This is a genomic window from Clostridium sp. (assembly GCF_047777555.1).
GTDB lineage: Bacteria > Bacillota > Clostridia > Clostridiales > Clostridiaceae > Clostridium_H.
Genome location: NZ_JBKEEV010000009.1, coordinates 34185 through 55219, shown reverse-complemented (window position 1 = coordinate 55219; position 21035 = coordinate 34185). Strand labels below are relative to the sequence as shown.

Genomic DNA, 21035 nt, shown 5'->3' with positions numbered 1-21035 from the left:
TGTAGTGTTGACCTTACATTTTGAGTTTAATAATGTTCTGCTGTTATGTCAAGTTGGCTGTACGTAACGGATAGAATTCTATAAATACAAATAACTATTGCAAGTGTACTGCAAAAAAAGTAACTAGTAATGCTAACTCTTCCTAATAAAAAAGAGTGCCCATAACTTCGCTAAATCATATTATAAAAGTAGTGAAGGTAACGAGGGGGTTAAAAGTTAAAAATGGTTCAATATCTTTCACATTTTAATCTGATTTGGCTGGGAATTTTGGCAAGCCTTTGTGCAGGATTGGCCACTGGAGTTGGCTCTATCCCTATATTTTTTACAAAAAATGTATCAAAAAAAATTTTAGATATGCTGCTAGGGATTGCAGCAGGAGTAATGTTAGCAGCAACTTCATTTAGTCTTATAGTTCCTGCTATTGAAAAAGGAGGTGGAGGAGTTAAAGGTTCAACGATTACTTTAATAGGAATCTTATGCGGTGGATTCTTTATTGATGCCATAGACAAATATTTTCCAGATACCAATTTACTTACTAATGCAGTGGATGAAATTAATGAAGAGCAAGCAATAGATAGTCTTGCTATAACAATAAGTAGAAGATTGAGAAAAACTTGGTTATTTGTATTGGCTATAACTATACACAATTTTCCAGAGGGATTAGCCGTTGGGGTTGGCTTTGGCGATGGAGATATTGCTAATGGACTGAGCCTTGCTATCGGGATTGGACTTCAGAACTTCCCAGAGGGCTTGGCAGTAGCTTTGCCTTTATTAAGAGAGGGATTTTCAAGAAAAAGATCATTCTTAATAGCTCTTGCAAGTGGACTAGTAGAACCCATTGGTGGGCTCTTAGGTGTATCTCTTATTCAAATTTCAAAGCCAATATTGCCTTTTGCTATGGCATTTGCTGCAGGTGCAATGCTTTTCGTAATCGCTCATGAGATTATTCCAGAAACTCAAAGTCAAGAAGGGCATTCAAAACAAGCTACTCATGCCATGTTAGTGGGGTTTGTAATCATGATGTTTTTAGATAACACATTAGGATAATAGTACTTAAAAAGATGTTTGAATAAGAAAGGGGAAAAGGAAAATGAAAAGTGAAGGAAAGGATTAAGAGCGGCTTAATTACTTCCTTCACTGTGAATTTTACACTTATTTTTTAACTATAGCATGAAGATATTCTTTAACCTCATTTAAGTACTTAACTTCAAAGGAATACTTAAATTTAGGGTTTGCTGATTCTACAAAGGCTTCTATCCAATTTCTACGAAGTTCATAGAAGTTTGCAGCATCACCACCCACAGTCTCCCAGTGGTCTTTATGAAGATCTGTTACAGTTCTCCATTCTATTATATCTTCTTCAGATCTCATAATGCTATTTGCGCTATCACATGGCATACCTTCTAATATATAGTTATTTAAAGTTTTAAATAAGTCTTCTGGAGTTGCTACACTATATTTTTCAGCAGCATCAGACCCAGCAGCTTTTCCTTGCTCTATATAGGCTTGTTTAACAAGATTAAAGCCTTCATCTCCAAATCTTTCTACAACTCTAGTTATTAGATAAGCCTGTCTAGTTTCAGCAATTCTTATTCTATTTTGAAGCCATCCATGAATATTGGTTAAATCTATGACTTCCTCAAGAGGAGTATCATCTAGTGGGGATGGATATCTGTTTTCTATATCTCCTAATATATCTAGAATGCCAGTTTTAAGATTGCTATTTAAATTATCAATAACATCCTTTTCAAGTGCTTCGTATAACTTTATTTTGTTAAATAACCATGTATGAATAGGAGCTAAAAATTTACTCATTTATAAAAACACCTCTCATTCAAAAATTTTCAACTATAAAATAATTGTTACTATTATAGTATTATCGTATGCAATTGCATTCATACCAAATTAGATACATAAATCTGTTATATGTAATAAGCTTATATTAATATAGAGATATATACAGTAACAAATGTTACTAAAAATAAAATTTTAAGGGTAAGTTTATGTAGTTTTGCTATTTGTGATACTTGTAGAAATGACAGTAGGTATAAAGAAATATTATGAAGAGTAAATAAAAAGGCTGTAGAAGATAATATCCCTACAGCCTAAGCTTTTTTTATTATTTAAATAAATATGAATATCTTAAAAAACTTTTATTTAAGCTTTATTAAAAGTTGTTTAGATTTTACTTGCTCGCCCTCTTTAACTAAGATAGCTTCAACCTTTCCACTAGCTGAAGCAGTGATGTTAGTCTCCATTTTCATGGCTTCAATTACTATTAGACTATCATTTTCTTTTACTTCATCTCCAACGTTAACAAGCACTTTTAAAACTGTACCTGGTATACTTGAGCCAATCTGATGAGGGTCATTAGGATCAGCCATTTGTATATCAGATTGCTTTATAGAGTTTGCGTTTGTGGTTCTATCTTTAATCTTTATTTCGCGTCTATTTCCGTTTACTTCAAAGTATAAGGTTCTATTTCCTTCAGCATCAAGCTTGCTTATTTCAAGAAGTTTAATGATTATAGTTTTTCCTTCTTTAATCTCTATTTCGCAGGTTTCACCTTCACGCAATCCGTGGAAATAGATATCGCTTCCCATCCTGCTGAGGTCTCCATATTCTTTGATATAATTTAAATAATCTTTAAATACATCAGGATACAATGCATAGCTTAGTATATCTTGCTTAGTAGGTTCTATATTAAAGTATTTTTTCAAGCCATCTCTGATATATTCAAAGTTTTCAGGAGGAAGAAGTTCTCCAGGTCTGCAAGTTATAGGTTCTTCTCCTTTTAAGACAATCTTTTGAAGCTCTTTTGGAAAACCACCTTCAGGCTGACCCATCATTCCTTTAAAGTATGCAACTACTGAATCTGGAAAGGCCAAATCTTTACCTTTTTCTAATATGTTTTCAGGAGTTAGATTATTCTGTACCATGAATATAGCTAAATCTCCAACCATTTTAGAAGAAGGAGTTACCTTTACTATATCTCCAACTAAAGTATTTACCTGCTTATATGCTTCTTTAACTTCATCAAATCTGTGACCAAGACCAAAGCTTTCAACTTGAGGTTTTAGGTTTGAATATTGACCACCTGGAATCTCATACTTATAGATTTCTGTAGAACCTGATTTTAATCCAGATTCAAATTTCTCATAAACAGGTCTTACTGCAGCCCAGTAATCTGAAAGCTTTTGAAGTCCATCTATATCTAGTCCAGTAGCTCTTTTTGTGTTTTCAAGAGCTGCTACAACTGAGTTTAGTGCAGGTTGACTTGTAAGTCCAGCCATGCTATTTAGTGCTGTGTCAACAATATCTACTCCAGCCTCAGCAGCCATTATTATAGTTGCTACACCATTACCAGTAGTATCGTGAGTATGAAGGTGTATAGGTATTGAAATTTCTTCTTTAAGAGCTTTTACTAGTTTATATGCTGCATAAGGTTTTAAAAGAGCGGACATATCTTTTATACCTAGTATATGAGCACCCATCTTTTCTATCTCTTTTGCTTTATTTATATAATATTCTAAGGAATATTTATCACGGGAAGAATCTAATATATCTCCTGTGTAACAGATACAAGCTTCTGCAATTTTTCCGTTTTTCAAGGTTTGATCAATTGCAACTTCCATGCCTTTTAGCCAGTTTAAGGAATCAAATATTCTAAATACATCGATGCCAGAAGCTGCAGATTCATTTATAAATTCTCTAATTACATTATCAGGATAGTTTTTATAGCCAACTCCATTAGAACCTCTTATAAGCATTTGAAATAAGACATTAGGTATCTTCTTTCTTAATTCCTCAAGACGAACCCAAGGAGATTCTTTTAAGAATCTATATGCAACGTCAAATGTTGCTCCTCCCCACATTTCAAGGGAGAATAAATCTTTTTCAAGAACAGAAGTAGCCTTTGCCACTTTAAGCATATCTATAGTTCTCATCCTTGTAGCCATTAAGGACTGATGAGCATCTCTCATGGTAGTGTCTGTAAGAAGCAATTTTTCCTGTGATTTTATCCAATCCACTAGAGCTTCTGGACCTTTTTTATCTAAAATTTGTTTAGTGCCTCTTAAATCAGAAGGAACAGTAACTTTAGGCACATGTGGCACGTCAAAGTCTTTTTTCACTCCGCGAGTTTCATTTATAACCTTTTCTCCTATATATCTTAGGATATTATATTCTTTATCTTGCTTTGTAGTAATATTAAAAAGTTCTTTGTTTTCTTCAATAAATCCTGTGGTACATTTACCTTCTGCAAAGGTAGGATGATTTAAGACATTGATTAAGAATCCTACATTTGTTTTTATACCTGATATGGTTAATTCCTTCATAGAACGAAGGGATTTCCTTATAGCATCTTCAAAGGTTCTTGACCAAGTTGTTGTTTTTACAAGAAGACTGTCATAGTAAGGACTGATTACTGCTCCAGTAAATCCGTTTCCTCCGTCAAGTCTTACACCAAATCCAGAGCCAGTTCTGTATACATCAATTTTCCCTGTGTCAGGAGCAAAATTATTAGATGGATCTTCTGTTGTTATTCTGCATTGAATAGAAAATCCACGAGGTTTAATATCTTCCTGAGATTTTATACCTAGTTCCTCGGAGGAGAGAGGATATCCCATAGCGATTAATATCTGACTCTGTACAATGTCTATTCCAGTGGTCATTTCTGTTACAGTGTGTTCTACCTGAATCCTTGGATTCATTTCTATAAAATAATGATTTCCGTGCATATCTACTAAAAACTCTAAAGTACCAGCACTTCTATAACCAACAGATTTAGCAATTTTTATAGCATCACTGCAAATTTCCCTCCTTTTTTCCTCAGGAAGAGCAAAAGCAGGGGTAAATTCAATTACCTTTTGATGACGTCTTTGAATAGAGCAGTCCCTTTCATATAGGTGGACAATATTGCCATATTTATCCCCAAGAACTTGAACTTCAATATGTTTTGGTTTTTCTAAGTATTTTTCAATAAATATATCATCTATTCCAAAGGCTTTTTTTGCTTCATTTTTAGCGCTTCTAAATGCAGGAAGAAGTTCCTCTTTGTTTCTAACTATTCTCATACCACGACCGCCGCCGCCTGCAGCAGCTTTTAACATAATTGGATATCCACAGTATTCTGCGAATTCAACTGCCTCTTCTTCTGAAGTTACAGGTTTTTCTATTCCAGGAATAGTAGGAACTCCAACACTTTGAGCTAAAATTTTAGATTTAATTTTATCTCCAAGCTTTTCCATCATTTCTGCAGTAGGACCTATAAATTCAATACCAGCTTTTTCACATTTTCTAGCAAATTCTGGGTTTTCTGAAAGAAATCCATATCCAGGATGGATAGCATCTACACCTTTTTTTAATGCTAGGTTGATTATTTCATCTATATTTAAATAAGCTTCAATGGGTCCTTGATTTTTTCCAATTAAATAGGCTTCATCAGCCTTAGTTCTAAATAAAGAAACCTTATCTTCTTCTGAATATATAGCAACAGTTCTTAATCCTAACTCATTGCAAGCTCTAAAAATTCTAATAGCAATTTCACCCCTGTTTGCTACTAGGACTCTTTTGAATTTTTTTATCATTCATAATCCCCCTTTTAAGTGATATATATGTAAACGTTGCAACTTTTGCTATTTTATAAATTCAAAAATTAGAATAACTTTATTATATATCAGTTAAAGAATTATTTCAATTGCATATTTTCATTTTTTTACTTGCAAAATTCATTAAATTGTCAATAGGTGATACTGTTTCTTAGACTCTGATTTATATTTTTTATGTTTGGAAATTAGGATGATAAATAAAGGTTAAGGTGCTAGAAACTAGCACCTTAATCATCAATTTTTTTATTTATCCTTTGCTTTTATTTTGCGTTATCAGTGTTTTTTAGTTCTTGAATCTTATTTTTCATTTCGTTTATATTAGATTTTAGCTTAAGAGCATAATCACAGTCTTCTACTAGTTCGGGGTCTATATATAATCCAGCTGTATGTTTTTCACATAGTTTTTTTCCAATTAGTGCATAAACATCTTTTAATTTAGATTCCTCAGAAGTTATAGATACTGTGAGTTTTGAAATTTCAATAAGCTCACCTGATTTTTTAGCTACTACAGCAGAACCCTCTTTAGCAGTTTGAGCAACAGTAGAGGCAGTATCTACAGCAGTTTGTTTTAATTTAGAAAATGTATTTTTTAAATCCACAATATAACCCCCCGTTTATATTTTTAATTATGATATGTTATAATTACATTATAAGCATAATATAAGAAAATTGCGACGAAATTTTATATGGGGGGGAAGACAAAATGAATATAGCATTTTTTCTTACGCCGAAAAAAGATGTAATATATGAAAAAGAGAACTCTACTATGAGACAGGTATTAGAGAGAATGGAATATCATAGATATACAGCAATTCCTATTATTGATGACAAAGGAAAATACATAGGAACTATAACAGAAGGAGATTTGTTATGGAAGTTAAAGAATACTCCTGATTTAAATTTTAAAAATACTGATAAGGTAAGACTTAAGGATATACCTAGACGTATGATTAATACTCCAGTGAATATACAAGCTAATATTGAAGACCTGATGAACCTTGCTATAAACCAAAACTTTGTACCAGTAGTTGACGATGATGGGGTTTTTATAGGAATAATAAAAAGAAGTGAAATTATCAATTATTACTATAAGAAAGCCTTTCAAATGCATGATAAAATAGTCAGTAACCAGTAACAAAAGACAGGGTATTGACACAATTTTAGTTAGGATGTAAAATGGTGTAAAAAAATATTGTACACTAGGGGAGCTGTTATGGCTGAGATGAATTTTATTCAGACCCTTTAAACCTGATTTGGGTAATGCCAGCGAAGGGAAGTTGTAAGATAATATGAAAGCTAAATCTAAGGTTTATATAGATTTGGTAATTAAATTAGACTATTAACTCTTTTCAATGGTATGCCTAATACTATTTGAAAGGAGTTTTTTTATGCAATTTTCACAAAGACTATTTTTAAAAGGTAAGCCTATTTGGAAAGCATGTTTAGAGCATCCCTTCTTGAAGGAACTTAGCAATGGTACTTTAGAAGAGGACAAGTTTTGTTTTTATGTTAAGCAGGACTATGTATATTTAAAAGACTACATAAAGCTTTTTGCATTAGGCATGGTTAAGTCGGATTCTTTAGAAGATATGCAGGCCTTTTCTAAATGCGCAAATGCTATAGTAAACATTGAGATGGATGCACATATTGAATATGCTAAGAGGTTTGGAATAACTAAAGAGGAACTTCAAGCTGCAAAGCCAAATGCAAATAACTTATCCTATACTAAGTTTATGCTTCAAGTATCCACAGAAGGTTCCTTAGCTGAGCTAGTAGCTGCATTACTTCCTTGTATGTGGAGCTATGCATTTATTGGCAGCACTTTAGCTAAAAATGAAAAATCATTAGAGCATCCTCTTTATAGAGAATGGATACTTACTTATGCAGATAAGGAATACAATAACCACAATCAGTGGTGCATTGAATTAATGGATAGGGAAGCTGAAGGACTTCCTGAAAGAGAACTTAAAAAGTTAGAGGAGATTTTTGTTTTATCTTCAAAATATGAATATATGTTTTGGGACGGATGTTATAAAAAAGAAAGTTGGGTCATTTAGATGAAAGCACTAGAAGTTAATAATTTATCATTTAAATATAAAGATTCAGATAAGCTTATACTTGACGATTTATCATTTAGTATAGATAAAAATGAATTTGTTACAATTATTGCACCAAGTGGAACTGGCAAAAGTACTCTGTTTAAAATGATTTTAGGTTTGCTAAAGCCAGATAAAGGCACTATAAATATAGCAGATAAAAATCATAAAAATATTATAGGATATATGCCGCAAAAAGATTGTTTAATGCCTTGGAGAAACATCCTTGATAATACATCAGTTGGACTTGAATTAAATGGTTATAGCAAAAAAGAAGCTAGGGAAATAGCAGCTACATATTTTGAAAGCTTTGGACTTAAAGGGACTGAAAAGTCTTATCCCCATGAATTATCGGGTGGCATGAAGCAAAGAGCTTCTTTTTTAAGGGCAATAGTAAATAAACCATCATTACTTTTATTAGATGAGCCTTTTTCTTCCTTAGATGCATTGACAAGAAGAAAGATGCAAACATGGTTATTAGAGCTTTTCCAGAGGGAAAAGAATACTGTATTTATGATAACTCATGATATTGAAGAGGCTTTGCTTTTATCTGATAGAATACTTATTGCAACAGAGCTTCCGTATAAAGACTTGAAATCCATAGAGGTTAACATTAAAAGGCCTAGAACTTATGAAACTACGCTTACTAGTGAATTTATAGAGCTAAAAAAGTCTATTCTAAATATCCTTGATATGCTAGATGAGAACAAGGAGGGAAAAGCAAAATGAAGAAGCTTAAGTATTATATGTTCCCTTTAGTATTCATAATACTTATATTTTTAGCTTGGGAAGTTTTAGTGCCATACTTTCAGGTGCCTAATTATATTCTGCCTAGATTTTCTAAAGTGCTAGAGGCCTTATGGACCCAAAAACAATTATTATATAATCATTCGCTAGTAACTTTAGGAGAAGCAATACTTGGACTTAGTATATCTGTAGCTATAGGTATATCTTGTGCTTTTTCCATATACTTTTGGAGGAATGTGGGGAAGACGTTATATCCAATTATAATATTTTCCCAAACAATACCCACCATAGCGTTATCTCCCATTATGGTTATGTGGTTTGGATATACTATATGGTCAAAGGTAGCAGTGGTGGTATTGTTTTGCTTTTTTCCTATAGTCATAAGTACACTAGATGGATTAAATAGTGTAGATAAAGATTTAGAGGATGTTTTAAAGGCATTAGGAGGAAGTAAAGCTCAAATATTCTTTAAACTGCATATGAAGTCTGTATTACCTAACTTTTTAAGCAGTTTTAAGATAGCTGCAACCTATAGTGTTGCAGGTGCTACTATAGGAGAATGGCTAGGAGCTGAAAAAGGATTGGGCATATATGTAAAAAGGGTAGCAGGAATGTTACAGTCAGATTCAGTTTTTGCAGGAGTGTTGGTTTTATCATTTTTAGGATTACTTTTATTTTCAATAGGAGTTTTACTAGAAAAGACTTTATTAAAATATAGAAGAGGAATGAAGGAGGGTAATTATGAGATTCAAAAAGACTAGTATATTTTTGATAATGGTTATGTTGTTTAGTTTAGTATTAAGTGGATGTGCAAGTAACGTCAATAAGGCAAATAATAAGGAAGGACAAAGTAATACTAAAGATTTAGAAGAAATTAATGTTCTCTTAGACTGGTATCCAAATGCAGTACATGCATTCTTATATGCTGCAGAAGATCAAGGATACTTTAAAGAAGCAGGATTGAAGGTTAATCTAATTACGCCAGCAGGCACTGATGATGGAATTAAATTAGTAGCTTCAGGTAAGGCAGATTTAGCTATAAGTTATCCAAAGCAAGTTATTTTATCTAGAGAAGAAAATATTCCTGTTAAATCAGTGGGAGCAATAGTCAGAAGTTCTTTAAATCAACTTATGGCTCGTAAGGATGCAGGAATTAAAACATTAAAAGATTTAGAAGGAAAAAAAGTAGGTTTTCCAAGCTTTGAAATTGATAAGGAAACGGTAAATACAATGGTTAAAGAAGATGGAGGAGATCCTTCAAAAGTTGAATTTGTAGATGTAAGTTATGACCTTATGGCTGGTATTGAAACTAAAAGAGTTGACGCAATTATAGGTGGATATATCAATCATGAAAAGATATTATTAGAAAAACAAGGAATTCAATTAGATACTTTTAACCCAGTAGATTATGGAGTACCAAACAATTACGAATTAGTATTTATAGCTAGTGATGAAGGAATTAAAAATAACAATGACAATATACAAGCCTTCTTAAGTGCAGTTAAAAAAGGATTTGAATACACTAAGAATAATCCTGATAAAGCTTTAGACTTAGTATTAAAAGTACAAAATGAAAGTTTTCCCCTTGATGCAGATATAGAAAAGAAGAGTTTAGAAATATTATTACCTTTAATGGAGAGTAAAAGTGGTGAGTTCTTAAGCCAAGATGAAGAGAATTGGAATAATAATATTAAATGGTTACAAGAGAAGAATTTACTTAAAGGAAAAGTTGATAGTAAAGCTGTATTTCAATAAAACTGAGTTTAGGTAGTTTAGAAAAGTGCTGAATTAAGCTTTTCTTAATTCAGCATTTTTCTTAATTAGCACCTAACTGTTCTTATTATATGTCTAGAAGGTTTCTAGTATAATCGTGATAAAGTTCTCTTAATTCTATCATTTTACTTTCCATTTCAATTTGGAGGTTAGATACAGTTGCGTAGTCTTTGCTTTCAACTGCTTCTTTTATTCGTGTAAATAGAGATTTTGAAGAGTAACAATCCTTCATTAAGTAAAGCCTTAGCTCATTAACTTTTTGCCACCTAGTAACATCAATATCAAGAGCTTTTGAGGTATCATGAAGTATCTTAAAGCTTCTGATTTCATCAACATAATGAGGAATGATTCTTCCTTTAATTTCTGTTATCCATCTGTCTTTTACAGCAGACTTATAACTTTCAATTATTTTATCAGTAAATACATTTCCAGATTTTAAAGTCTTTAGTTTTTCAGGGTAAGCATCAAAGGCACTTAGGTTTTCGTATACTGTAGCAGGAGCTTTTCCAAATAATTTATTTCGCTCTTCTTCAGTGTAGTCCTCGAAAACATCATTCTCACTTCTATAAGCTCTGTCTTTTTCAAGATAGTCAGCTTCAACTCCAGCTTCCTTTGAAAGTTCTGCTAAAAGCTCATCCTCTGTCTTTTTATTAGTTACTGCATAGTTTATACCATCGTTGCAAGCCATAAATAGAGCGGCTAAGGCAAGATAAGTATTTGTATGAGGGTTAGGGGATCTAAGCTCAAACCTATAAGCAAGAGGGGAGCCGATATCACGTATAACACCTACTAATATAGTTCTATTTCTAGAAGGTATATCTACAGAATGACCTATAGAGGTAACTATACAAACAGGAGCTTCAAATCCAGGTTTTAATCTTCTAAAAGAATCATTGGTTGCAGTTACAAAAGGATTTATAATCTCATAATTCTTTAATACACCCATTAGAGAAGCGTATCCATAAATGCTTAAGAAGTGCTTATTTGTTGGAGCAAATAAGTTTATTCTTTTTCCATTCTTCAATTTTAAAGCTATACTTAAATGAGTATGCTTACCACTACCAGCTACACCATCTACAGGTTTAGCAAGGAAGGATACATCAAGTCCGTATCGTCTAAAAGTTTCTTTTACTAAAATTCTTACAAATAATTCGTTGTCAGCAGCTTGAACAGCATCTGCATACTTCCAGTCTATTTCTAATTGTTCCATTATGTGAGTAAGATTTCCGCCTTCTCCTAAAGTAGCTTTAACGCCGCCAACTTCTTTATGCCCCATTTCAGCATCTAAGCCGTACTTATCCATCAACATTAAAGCTTCTTCTAAAGCCGTTCTAACTACGCCTCTTGTTCTAGTCCAGTACTGTTCTTTAAGCACTTGGGAAGTTGAAAGCTCTTCGACATGAGCTTTTTCCTGAGGAGTTTTCACCCAAAACTCAAGCTCTGTTGCAGCTGTAGCGACTATATCCTCTATATCGTCTATAGTTATTCCATATACATCTAATAATTCGGGACGGTTCTCAAAAAAATTCATTAGATTTTTTTCTATATTAGTAATAGAAGACTTTAAAATGTGTCTTGAGTCTATTGCTTTTCCGTCATGAATTAAAAAACATGGAATTCTAAGAGTTCCTATAGGTTTTTCTAATTCTTCATCAAAGTTTTCGAAATTATAATCTACGAACCAATTAACATCAATGTCAGGAATCATATCCACTTTAGCGTTATTTAATGTGGCAATTCCAGGAAAGGCTACAGAGGATCCATCTGTTTGTATTGCACCTTTTAAAAACCCATTTATATCTTCTAAAAATATTCTTATAGGAATTTTGGCATCTGTATCATTGCCTGATAAATCGATACCTACTACAGATACAAACTTAATTTCAGGATGAGAGGTTAATAACTTCTTTAAAGATTCCTCTGAGTGTTCTTCTTTGTGGATGGTGTAAATTAAATCATTAAACATATTTATCCTCCTTTTTTATTAGAGTGCTTAAAGTTTTATGGGAATTTTAAATATTTATCATTGTAATTGACGTTATATTAATAATTATATAAAAATAATATTATATAATTATGAAAGTGTCAATCAGAATGTGATATTATATAAAAGTTTAAAATTCTCAGACAGAAAATTAATAAACAATAAATATTATAAACTATATAAAGAAAAATTGAAATTCAATGATTAAGGTTTATAATTAAAGGGAGCTAATATTAAAAGTAATTAAGTAGAAATTATAATATGTATGAAGTATAATTTTATCATATGTGTTAGAAATCGGAGGCGAATTTTAAATAGTATGAGTGTAAGAAATATGCCTATAGGTTTTTTTGATTCAGGGGTTGGGGGATTAAGCGTCTTAAGAGAAGCTATAAAACTTCTTCCAAATGAAGATTTTATATATTTTGGAGATTCAAAGAATGCTCCTTATGGAACAAAGAGTGTTGATGAGGTAAGAGAACTAACTTTTAAGGCATCAGAGCTGTTACTAAAGCATAATGTTAAGGCTATAGTTATAGCGTGTAATACTGCAACTAGTGCTGCCATTGAGAACTTAAGAAATGCATATAGAAATATGCCCATAATAGGAATAGAACCTGCTTTAAAACCAGCAGTTGAGCTAAAAAGAGAAGGAAAAATTGTGATAATGGCAACACCTATGACATTATCAGAAAAGAAATTTTATAATCTTATGGAAAGATATAAGGAGAATGCTGATATAGTACCTCTCCCTTGTCCGGGACTAGTTGAATATATAGAAAAAGGAGTAGTAAAGGGAAAAGAGGTTAATGAATTTTTAAAAGAAAAATTCCTGCCGCTGCAAAGCGAAACTATATCTTCCGTGGTTCTTGGATGCACACATTATCCATTTATAAAGGAAGAGTTAGCTAATGTTTTAGGAGATAAAGTTGCAATTATAGATGGAAGCAAGGGAACGGCAGCACAGTTAAAAAGACAATTGTCAAATAGAGGTATAATTAATGATAAAAATGAAAATGGTAAAATTACCATTTTAAATTCTCTAGAAAGTAATGAGATTATAGAGGTATCAAAAAAGTTGCTACAATTATAATAAGACAATTTATCACCTTAAATAAAGACGAGAATAAGCTATTACTATAGGAGTTCTTACTAATAGCGGACTAGAACGATAGAAATAAGGTGATAAAATGAAGGTTTTTACTGTAAGAAAGGAAGAGGAGGATTTAATAGATAAATCTAAGGACAGGACATCCTATATAAAACTGAATAAAAAAGAGAAGTTCAATTATATTATCATTAAAAATCCTTCTAATAGTAATGAGATATGTACAATAAAAACTATGAAAATTTTTATTAAAGATGAAGATAATGAACTATGTTTAATGCATGGAGAAGAACTATTTAGGGGCGAAGAAGATTCAGAGTGTACGAATAAAATAGGAATATTCAATATTAAAACAAGAATGCAAAAATATAAAGATAATAAAAAAGTTGAATTGATAAGAAAAAAACTTTTACGAAACGAGGAGTGCGATATTTTAAAGGACTCTGTATTGATAATGCTTCCGAATGGCTGCCTATTTATAAGACTTAATAATGAGGTATCCAATCTCAACATTAGCATAGATTGGACTAGCGAAAAGATTTATTGAAGCTTTTGTGATGAATATGTATAATGTGGTATAATTTAGTCTAATATATTAAATATCTTACAGAAGTTAAAATGAGAGGAGAAAAATATTATGAATCCGATTGTTACTATTAAAATGCAAAATGGAGATATGATTAAGGCTGAATTATACCCAGATATTGCTCCTAATACAGTTAATAATTTTATCAGCTTAGTAAAGAAAGGGTTTTATAATGGCGTCATATTTCACAGAGTGATTCCAGGCTTTATGATTCAAGGAGGAGACCCAAAAGGAATAGGAATTGGAGGACCAGGCTATTCAATAAAGGGTGAATTTACGTCTAATGGATTTAAAAATGATTTAAAACACACAAGAGGTGTATTATCCATGGCGAGAACTATGGATCCGAATTCAGCCGGAAGTCAATTTTTTATCATGGTAGAAGAAGCTCCACATTTAGATGGACAATACGCTGCCTTTGGTAAGGTAATAGAGGGAATGGAAGCAGTAGATAAAATAGTTAACTCAAAGACAGATTATAGTGATAGACCATATGAAGATCAAGTTATGGAAAGTGTTACAGTGGATACTTTTGGAGTAGACTATCCAGAACCAGAAAAAATATAGATAAAATCGAGGTGCAAAAATGGCTTCTGAAACTGAAAAAACATTATTGATTTATGGGTTTAACCAACAGGAAGAAGAAGTATTAAAAAAATTATTAGAGGAAAATAATCTTCCTCAATATAAAGTTATTAAAGATGATATGGGAGAAACTACAGTAAAAGATATTTTATTAGGTATGGCATATGAAAAAAAGATATGTAATTTACCTAAGGAAAAGGTAGTTTTATTTAATAGATGCGAAGATAGTGACGTTATGAATGGCATGAAGGTAATTAAAGACAACTTTCAGGGAAAACCGATTTTTGCTGTGGTAACACCTACGTCAATTGAATGGAAGTTTAAAGACCTTTTAGAACACCTAATGCAGGAACGAGAATGGTATCAGAATAAAAAGAAACAAGAAAAAAGATAATATAATAAAGTAGAATCTAGCTCTTGAGATTATTTGATTTCAAGGGCTGTTTTATTTTTAAGTATAATCTTATAAAATGTATTGTTGATAAATGATGGAACATTGTATTAAAATATAATGTATTAATATTAGTATATTATCTTAAAAAATGTTAATTTGGAGGCATTGAGATATGAGCAGAGTGGGGAGCAAGATAAGAGAAGCTAGATTAAACTTAAAAATGACTGAAAAACAGCTAGCTAAAAAGCTTGGAGTTTCAGAGGGTTTTATAAAGGAAGTAGAAAGCGGAAGAAAAGTCGTAAATGAAAGCGTTATGGACAAAATATCAAAAGTTTTAGGAAAAGATTTTAATGACATTACAATGTCCTTTGAAGCTGAAACCTTTGAAGAGGTAATAGATGAAAAAAAGGGGAAAAGAGAAAATAAAAAGACTGTTGAGGAAGTAAATGATGTTTGGAATGATGCTTTTAGTTCTGTGTTAAAGGCAGTTCCTATTTATGGGTACGATATGAACAAGGCTTTGGCATTAAGACAGATGCCTGTTATAAATAATAAAATAGAAGGTCATTCAAAGGATAAAGTTTTATTTTTGCAAATAGAAGATGATGACATGATAGGATATAGAATATCAAAAGGTGATATAGCATTTGGACATATAACCCATGAAATAGAAAACAATGCAATTTGTCTTATAGAGAGAGGCGATAAAAGATATATAAGACAAATAAAGAAATTAGACAGCAGTAAATTACTATTAATAAGCAACAGTAGCACTTTAAGAACTGAAACCGTAGGAATAAAAGATATTAAAGTTTTAGTAAGACTTGATAGAGTTGAAATAGCTTTATAATATTAGTAAAAAATAGAGAACAAAACAAGTTTAAAGTGTAAAGAATAAGAAATAAAAGTTTAGGGAGTTTAGGCGCTTTGCTGAGTTTAGGACTCTAAACCCTCTAAACTTCTTTAACTAATCAATTTAAAATCCTTCTAATATTCAAAGAAGCTAGTTCGCTAATTTTGTGGTGCTGGTTCTAAAATCTTAACTACATTTCTTTCTGTAAGTTCACCTTCAACTTTAAGAATATGACTTCCTACTTTAGCAGCATTTTTCATGTTGGTTATAAAGGTTTCAACTCCAGATATAGGGAAAGATATATATGATGTTTTATAGTGCATAGGTATTATTATGTGAGGATTTATGCTTTTTGCAACGTAGGACGCTTCCTTTCCATCTATAGTATAATTTCCTCCAACAGGAATAAGAAGCACATCAATATCTCCTATCTTTTTTATGTCTTCTTCAGATAGAATGTGTCCAAGGTCTCCTAAATGACAAACTTTATATCCATCTATAGTGAATACATAAATGATGTTTTCTCCTCTTTTAGCTCCTTTTACATCATCATGATAAGATGGTATCCCTTCTACAGGTATATCGCATTTGTTGAATAACCCTACTTTATCTATAATTTCAGGCTTATTCTTTATGCTGTCTAAATAATCGTGATCAAAATGATGATGACTTATGGTTACTAAATCAACTTCATCTTTAAATGTCTTATATCCTACAGAATCATCAAAAGGATCTGTCAAAATCCTTCTCCCTTTGGAATCTTTAATCAAAAAGCATGAATGCCCAATCCAAGTTATCTCCATTAAAAACACTTCCTTTACAAAACTTTAGTATTTCCATTATAGGTAATTATATCATATAGTATGGACTTAACTGTGTAAAAAATTACACTGATAACTACTATTTACATAGTGATATTATTAATATTTATATAAATAATACGATTAATAATATATGGAGTATAATGAATCAAATTACATTTTAATCCTTAAAGCCATAACTAAACTTAAGAAATTTCGTATATATATATAAAGCCAAAAATTTCAAATAAATTTGATAAATTTTTAGATATATGTAGGATTATTGCATTATTTATCTACATAAAATAAAATATACATATAAATGTTGATTTTGGAGAGGTGATATTGTGAACTTAGTAAAAAGACTTTTAATGTTTTCGGTGATTGTATTTTTTGTTGTAGTAGGTCTATCACCAAGAGCATTAGCCCTTGACTATGAAGAAATGCAAGAAAGAAAGGGGGATGATATAAGTATTAATAAGGTATGGACTATAAAATTTAACAATGAATTAGATCCAGATTCTATTAACACAGATAATATAGTGGTATTGAACGATAAAAATGAAGAGGTAAAGATTAAAGTAGAATGTAAGGATAGCAAAACCGTATCTGTCTCTCCATTAGAAAGTTATGAAGAAGGAAAAACCTACACTTTGCTTATAAAGGATCAGGTTAAATCTAAAGATGGGAACAAAATAAAGACTCCTATAAGAATGAAATTTACGATTAATACAACCCAAACAGAAAAACCAGGATTGCCTAAAGTGCCAGTAGTAGTTTTAGATGCTGGACGTGCTGCAAATGATGAAGCACAGGAAGTTGGACCTTCTGGAATAAAAGGGAAAGATATAAATTTATATGTAGCATTAAAGGCTGGAGAGATTCTAAAAGCAAATGGAATAGAAGTGGTTTATACTAGAACTACAGATAGTGTACCTTGGAGTGCTAACGAGAGCATAGCAGCTAGAAGTAAAATAGTTAACGATGCTAAAGCAAATATACTTGTAAGCATACATTGTAATGCTATAAGCACTACTGCTGTTGGTTCACAAACCTATTATTTAAAAGGAGATACTAATTCTCAAAAATTAGCTTCTTATATTAAAGATGAACTTTATAATAAAGCAAGTCAAAAAGGAGTTATTGAAGAGAGCACTTTAAAAACTTTAAGCAGTGTAAATGCTACAGCTGTATATACTAATTTAGGATATATAACAAACCCTAAAGAAGAGGCAATTTTAAATAGTCAAGCTTTCAAGGATAACAGCGCAGGAGCTATAGCCTCTGCTGTATTGAAATACTTAAATATATCTCAAAAGTCCTATATAACAGATGTGCCTGGTAAAACGATTTTATTGTATAAGAATGAAAAATATACATTGCCAACTAGCATAGATGCAAAAATGAGTGATGGCACAGTTTCTAAAGTAACTGTAAAATGGGACAAGACCTCTGTGGATACCTCAAAGGAAGGTACATATTATTACAAAGGAACTGTTTTAAACTACAATAATGAAGTAACTTTCAAGGTTATAGTAAACTCTAAAGTGGATCCTGGAACATCTAATGCTGAAATAAAAACAGTAAATAATATTAATGAAAAGATAACTGAAGGGGATAAGTACACATTACCTCAAACAGTTAAAGCGGTTACTGTATCAGGTGAAACAATTCAAGCTGATGTTATTTGGGACAAAGAGAGCATAGATACAAGCAAGGCAGGAACTATAACACTTACAGGAAGAGTTAAGAATTATAATAAAGAAATAACCCTTACTGTAGTAATAGCACCTAAGCCTGTAGAAAAGAAGATTAAGATAGCTTTAGATGCAGGACATGGTGGTCCAGATTCAGGAGCTGTAGGACAAAATAAAACTAAGGAGAAAGATATAACATTAGCAGTAACTTTTAAAATTGGAGATATTCTAAAAAAGAATGGAATAGATGTTATATATACCAGAACCAATGATACTGACAGCTGGCTTAATGATAAAAATGTTGAACTTCAAACTAGAGTTGATATAGCTAATAATGCAAAAGTAGATTATTTTGTTTCTATTCATGTAAACAGTTTTGATAATTCTTCAGTAACTGGTGTAGAAACCTGCTACTTTGGAGGAAGTGCTAAGAGTATGGCTTTAGCTCAAAATATACAAAAGGAAATCATATCAGAGTTTGGCTTTAAAGATAGAGGAATAAAAGATAGAAATGGGCTTTATGTACTTAAATATACAGATGCTCCTGCAACTCTTGTGGAGCTAGAGTTTATAAGCAATCCTGAAAGGGAGGCCATGCTTAAAAAACCAGAGTATCAACAAAGATATGCAGAGGCTATAGCAAGAGGAATTATGAAGACTATAGGAAAATAGAGGAAAAAGGAAGAGAAAAATATTACAAAAGTAAGTTGTAATATTCTGTCTCTTCCTTTATTATATTAATAGTATTATATCATTAATTTTTAAAGAGGAGTTATATAATGGAAAATAAAAGTGTATTTCAAGCTAACTTATTTGCATTTATTTTATTACTATTATATGCAATAGCACCTAGCGCACTTGTACCACTATTCAAAAGAATGAATATAAGTTCTGAACTATATATTGTATTACCTCAGATACTTTTGCTGTTGATTCCTACTATAATTTATTTTATGATTACTAGAAAGCCTATTAAGGATACACTAAAGTTAAAAAAAATAGGAATCGAATCTATAGGGATTATTATTGCCATAGGAATATTCGCACAACCCATAGCTATGTTTTTATCTTTCATAACTCAATTTGCTTTTCCAAATCGAATAAGTCAAGTTGTTTCAAGTTTGGACGATATTCCACTTATAGTAAGATTGGGCATAATAGCATTAACACCTGCTATCTGTGAAGAGATTACTATGAGGGGTGTGGTTTTAGGTGGATATGAAAATGTTAATATAAGAAAAGCTGCTTTAATGACAGGAACTTTCTTTGCAATATTGCATTTAGATGGAAACCAATTATTATATGCCTTTGTTTTGGGAATAATATTTGCATATTTAGTTAGAATAACGGGTTCTATATATTCATCTATGATATGTCATTTTACAATCAATGGGACTCAGGTGCTTTTATCAGAACTTGCAACTAAAATGATGCACCTAAGCGGTGAGTCTGTAGAACTAGCGCGAAATACGGGAATATCCTCTATGCCAAAAGCTCAATTGCTTAATACATTTTTTTCAATGCTAATTTTAGGCATAATAGGTTTAGGAATCATAATAATATTAATAGGAAGATTAACTAAGATACATGGAAGAGATGGCCTTCACGAAGGAGAAGCATCTGTAAAGGTTATGAATTGGCCTGTATATGGAGCTTTAGTAATATATGTGATTGTAATAGTGGGGGAGTTAATAAGTATATAAGGCATGAATAGCAATTAGGAGAATAAAGGGGTATTTCTGTTTATGAAGTAACATAAGGGGGATTTCACAATGAAACAGGACATTAATACCATGAATGATGAAGAATTGAAAAGATTTATAATTAAGGAAAGAGAAGGTGTTTATGACTTATTAAAAGAATATGAGACTATGGTGAACGATCGATTAAAGAGAAGCATGGACATTGAAAATACAAGAAAAAAGGCTTATGCTATTATCAAAATTCATAATTATGTTCGATGGGTAAACGAGCAGATGAAAATGAATGATGATGCATCAAGAGGTGCAAAAGTAATCCCAAGAAGAGGTGAAATATGGACTTGTGAACTTGGGCAAAACATTGGTTCAGAGGAAAATAAAATCAGACCAGTTATAATAATTCAAAATGATACAGGGAACAAGAATGCTCCAACTACCATAATTGCACCTATATCCAATAGGCCTAAGAAGATCGCGGTGCATATAGAACTTAGAGAGAGTGATTATATTCTTGAAGATGGTGAAAAAAATCATATTACAGGTACAGTTCTTGCTGAGCAGATAAAAGTGGTATCAAAAGCAAGGCTTGGAAGACATATCGCAACTTTACAAAATGATTTTATGGAAATTTTAGATGGCAAGCTTAGAATTTCCCTAGATTTGTAATTAATTTTGAACTTTTGAATATAATACTAATAGATAATAAAAAAGTTAAATGAAAAATAAAAAAAATATTAAAAAATATTAAAAAACATATTGCCTAAGTTGCGCATTAATGATAAAATTAAGTCGTTAGAGATATAATACATACCTAATAAAGATTAGGAGACTATATTTCATATCACTCTTTAAAAAAATAACATACCTAGCGAAGGCTAGGAGACTATATAACATATAAGAAAAAAGATTGGTTTAATCAATCTTTTTTTTCTTGTGTGAATAAAGTACGAGCAGGAATTGACAATGCTGCATCGTTATAATATAATATGACTAAAAATGATAATGTAGATAGAAAAATACTATGAACAGGAAAAGTATTTAAACTGTATGCTAAAAGAGAGTGGGGAATGGTGGAAGCCTCACAGCTAAGGTTTAAAGAAAAT

19 protein-coding genes, 1 riboswitch and 1 other annotated feature (1 of these 21 only partly in view) are annotated in these 21035 nt (G+C 31.6%); of the genes, 14 read left to right on the top strand and 5 right to left on the bottom strand.

Annotated elements, in window-relative coordinates; translation table 11 throughout:
* The first annotated feature begins 222 nt into the window (after positions 1-222).
* Positions 223-1047 (top strand): ZIP family metal transporter, encoded by an 825-nt coding sequence (locus tag ACFWTK_RS11790; RefSeq protein ID WP_415876175.1) that lies wholly within the window; start codon positions 223-225, stop codon positions 1045-1047.
* A 105-nt stretch (positions 1048-1152) separates the two neighbouring features.
* Here ACFWTK_RS11790 and ACFWTK_RS11785 read toward each other — a convergent pair whose 3' ends face one another.
* The 3 genes from ACFWTK_RS11785 to ACFWTK_RS11775 all read right to left on the bottom strand — a co-directional run bounded on the left by ACFWTK_RS11785 (position 1153) and on the right by ACFWTK_RS11775 (position 6208).
* Positions 1153-1815, bottom strand: a complete 663-nt coding sequence (locus ACFWTK_RS11785) for a hypothetical protein (RefSeq protein ID WP_415876174.1) — start codon at positions 1813-1815, stop codon at positions 1153-1155.
* Positions 1816-2153: 338 nt separating this feature from the next.
* The gene (locus tag ACFWTK_RS11780; RefSeq protein WP_415876173.1) at positions 2154-5588 is read right to left on the bottom strand and encodes a pyruvate carboxylase; all 3435 of its coding nucleotides are present in this window, start codon (positions 5586-5588) and stop codon (positions 2154-2156) included.
* A gap of 281 nt (positions 5589-5869) precedes the next feature.
* Positions 5870-6208, bottom strand: a complete 339-nt coding sequence (locus ACFWTK_RS11775) for a hypothetical protein (RefSeq protein ID WP_415876172.1) — start codon at positions 6206-6208, stop codon at positions 5870-5872.
* Positions 6209-6312: 104 nt separating this feature from the next.
* On the opposite strand from ACFWTK_RS11775, the gene ACFWTK_RS11770 reads away from it, so the two are divergent.
* The 5 genes from ACFWTK_RS11770 to ACFWTK_RS11750 all read left to right on the top strand — a co-directional run bounded on the left by ACFWTK_RS11770 (position 6313) and on the right by ACFWTK_RS11750 (position 10207).
* Complete coding sequence (locus tag ACFWTK_RS11770) at positions 6313-6744, top strand: CBS domain-containing protein (protein ID WP_415876171.1); 432 nt, start codon at positions 6313-6315, stop codon at positions 6742-6744.
* A gap of 56 nt (positions 6745-6800) precedes the next feature.
* A riboswitch (TPP riboswitch) is annotated at positions 6801-6901 on the top strand.
* A 96-nt stretch (positions 6902-6997) separates the two neighbouring features.
* On the top strand, positions 6998-7666 hold the full coding sequence (gene tenA, locus ACFWTK_RS11765) for a thiaminase II (protein WP_415876170.1): 669 nt from the start codon (positions 6998-7000) through the stop codon (positions 7664-7666).
* Entirely contained in the window at positions 7667-8434 is a 768-nt protein-coding gene (locus tag ACFWTK_RS11760) for an ABC transporter ATP-binding protein (RefSeq protein ID WP_415876169.1), read from the top strand.
* A complete protein-coding gene (locus tag ACFWTK_RS11755) occupies positions 8431-9213 on the top strand; it encodes an ABC transporter permease (RefSeq protein WP_415876168.1) in 783 nt (260 codons plus the stop codon). The genes ACFWTK_RS11760 and ACFWTK_RS11755 overlap by 4 nt, the downstream gene beginning before the upstream one ends.
* Positions 9194-10207, top strand: a complete 1014-nt coding sequence (locus ACFWTK_RS11750; protein ID WP_415876167.1) for an ABC transporter substrate-binding protein — start codon at positions 9194-9196, stop codon at positions 10205-10207. Before ACFWTK_RS11755 ends, ACFWTK_RS11750 begins: the two co-directional genes overlap by 20 nt.
* 85 nt (positions 10208-10292) lie before the next feature.
* Here ACFWTK_RS11750 and ACFWTK_RS11745 read toward each other — a convergent pair whose 3' ends face one another.
* Complete coding sequence (locus ACFWTK_RS11745; protein ID WP_415876166.1) at positions 10293-12191, bottom strand: glutamine synthetase; 1899 nt, start codon at positions 12189-12191, stop codon at positions 10293-10295.
* Positions 12192-12528: 337 nt separating this feature from the next.
* Here ACFWTK_RS11745 and murI point away from each other — a divergent pair, with 337 nt between their 5' ends.
* From murI to ACFWTK_RS11720, 5 genes are all read left to right on the top strand, one after another.
* Complete coding sequence (gene murI, locus ACFWTK_RS11740; RefSeq protein ID WP_415876165.1) at positions 12529-13302, top strand: glutamate racemase; 774 nt, start codon at positions 12529-12531, stop codon at positions 13300-13302.
* A 97-nt stretch (positions 13303-13399) separates the two neighbouring features.
* Positions 13400-13864 (top strand): hypothetical protein, encoded by a 465-nt coding sequence (locus tag ACFWTK_RS11735; protein WP_415876164.1) that lies wholly within the window; start codon positions 13400-13402, stop codon positions 13862-13864.
* Between the two features lie 90 nt (positions 13865-13954).
* Positions 13955-14470: a peptidylprolyl isomerase gene (locus tag ACFWTK_RS11730; RefSeq protein WP_415876163.1), complete on the top strand. Its 516-nt coding sequence runs from the start codon at positions 13955-13957 to the stop codon at positions 14468-14470.
* Between the two features lie 19 nt (positions 14471-14489).
* On the top strand, positions 14490-14882 hold the full coding sequence (locus ACFWTK_RS11725) for a DUF3783 domain-containing protein (RefSeq protein WP_415876162.1): 393 nt from the start codon (positions 14490-14492) through the stop codon (positions 14880-14882).
* 172 nt (positions 14883-15054) lie between these two features.
* On the top strand, positions 15055-15732 hold the full coding sequence (locus ACFWTK_RS11720) for a S24 family peptidase (RefSeq protein ID WP_415876161.1): 678 nt from the start codon (positions 15055-15057) through the stop codon (positions 15730-15732).
* A 161-nt stretch (positions 15733-15893) separates the two neighbouring features.
* Here the strand turns inward: ACFWTK_RS11720 and ACFWTK_RS11715 are convergent, their stop codons facing one another.
* A complete protein-coding gene (locus ACFWTK_RS11715) occupies positions 15894-16538 on the bottom strand; it encodes an MBL fold metallo-hydrolase (RefSeq protein ID WP_415876160.1) in 645 nt (214 codons plus the stop codon).
* A 344-nt stretch (positions 16539-16882) separates the two neighbouring features.
* Between ACFWTK_RS11715 and ACFWTK_RS11710 the strand changes: the two genes are divergently transcribed.
* The 3 genes from ACFWTK_RS11710 to ACFWTK_RS11700 all read left to right on the top strand — a co-directional run bounded on the left by ACFWTK_RS11710 (position 16883) and on the right by ACFWTK_RS11700 (position 20598).
* Positions 16883-18904 carry an N-acetylmuramoyl-L-alanine amidase gene (locus ACFWTK_RS11710; protein WP_415876159.1) on the top strand — a complete coding sequence of 674 codons (2022 nt, stop codon included), beginning with the start codon at positions 16883-16885 and terminating at the stop codon, positions 18902-18904.
* A gap of 107 nt (positions 18905-19011) precedes the next feature.
* Positions 19012-19935, top strand: a complete 924-nt coding sequence (locus ACFWTK_RS11705; protein ID WP_415876158.1) for a CPBP family intramembrane glutamic endopeptidase — start codon at positions 19012-19014, stop codon at positions 19933-19935.
* A gap of 69 nt (positions 19936-20004) precedes the next feature.
* Entirely contained in the window at positions 20005-20598 is a 594-nt protein-coding gene (locus tag ACFWTK_RS11700; RefSeq protein ID WP_415876157.1) for a type II toxin-antitoxin system PemK/MazF family toxin, read from the top strand.
* A 346-nt stretch (positions 20599-20944) separates the two neighbouring features.
* Positions 20945-21035, top strand: a binding site (T-box leader) (it continues 130 nt past the right edge of the window).